General features: G+C 54.4%; 1 protein-coding gene. It reads left to right on the top strand.

What is annotated here, in order from left to right:
- Positions 1–1,596: Ig-like domain-containing protein (locus tag AC27HQ_RS16890; RefSeq protein ID WP_487157361.1), on the top strand; the 1,596-nt coding region annotated here is incomplete at both ends.

The following is a 1,596-nucleotide window of genomic DNA, read 5'->3' as shown; positions in this document are numbered from 1 at the left end:
ACCGTTACTGGTACTGCCACGGGTGGCGACATCAGCGAAGGCGACGCAGTCACCATGGTGATCAACGGCACCGAATACGACACCACAGTGGATGCGGATGGTAACTGGACTGTTGATGTTAATGGCGCTGATCTCGCCGCTGACACCGAATTCGATGTGGTTGTTACCTCAAGCGATGCTGCAGGCAACACCATCGAGACAACAGGTACTTCGACTCACACCGTGGATCTGGTTGCTCAGGCTGGCACCGTCACTGTGGACAATATCACCGCTGACGACGTGATCAACGCCGCTGAAGCTACTCAGACCATTGCTGTCACCGGTACTGCTACCGGTGGCGACATTGCCGAAGGCGATGTAGTCACGATGGTGATCAACGGAACTGAATACGACACCACGGTTGATGCTGCCGGTAACTGGACAGTGGATGTTGTGGGCTCCGACCTGGCTGCAGATACCGAATTCGATGTGGTTGTTACCTCAAGCGATGCTGCAGGCAACACCGTAGAAAGCACTGGCACTTCAACGCATACCGTTGATCTGGTCGCCCAGGCTGGCACCGTTGCTGTCGACAATATCACCGCTGACGACATCATCAACGCGGTAGAAGCAACTCAAACCATCACCGTTACTGGTACCGCCACGGGTGGCGATATCAGTGAAGGGGATGCAGTCAACATGGTTATTAACGGCACGGCATATGACACCACTGTAGATGCCGACGGTAACTGGAGCGTCAACGTAAGTGGCGCTGATTTGGCTGCTGATACTGAATTTGACGTAGTGGTCAGCTCAAGCAGTGCTGCTGGTAATAACGTTGAAACCACAGGCAGCTCAACTCATACGGTTGATCTGGCAGCTCAGGCCGGCACGGTCACTGTGGATAACATCACCGCTGATGACATCATCAATGCCGTCGAAGCGACAGAAACCATCACCGTGACTGGCTCCGCCACAGGTGGCGATATCAGTGAAGGTGACGCGGTCACCATGGTCATCAACGGCACTGAATATGACACCACCGTTGATGCTGATGGCACCTGGAGTGTTGATGTAAGCGGCGCAGACCTGGCGGCCGACACCGAGTTTGATGTGGTGGTGAGCTCCAGCGATGCTGCTGGCAATACTGTAGAAAGCACTGGCACTTCAACCCATACCGTTGATCTGGTCGCTCAAGCTGGCACAGTTACTGTGGACAACATCACGGCTGACGACATCCTCAATGCCGTCGAGGCAGCAGAAACCATTACCGTTACTGGTAATGCCTCCGGTGGTGATATCAGTGAGGGCGATGCCGTCACTATGGTTATCAACGGCACTGAATACGACACCACTGTGAATGCCGACGGCACTTGGACAGTGGATGTTGCCGGAAGCGATCTCGCTGCGGACACCGAGTTCGATGTTGTTGTGAGCTCCAGTGATGCCGCCGGCAACACTGTAGAAAGCACAGGCACTTCAACTCATACCGTTGATCTGGTCGCTCAAGCTGGCACAGTTACTGTGGACAACATCACGGCTGACGACATCCTCAATGCCGTCGAGGCAGCAGATACCATTACCGTTACTGGTGCCGCAACAGGTGGTGACATTGCT

The organism is Halopseudomonas sp. 4NH20-0008 (assembly GCF_057548395.1).
This window is presented reverse-complemented; position numbering and strand designations above follow the sequence as displayed.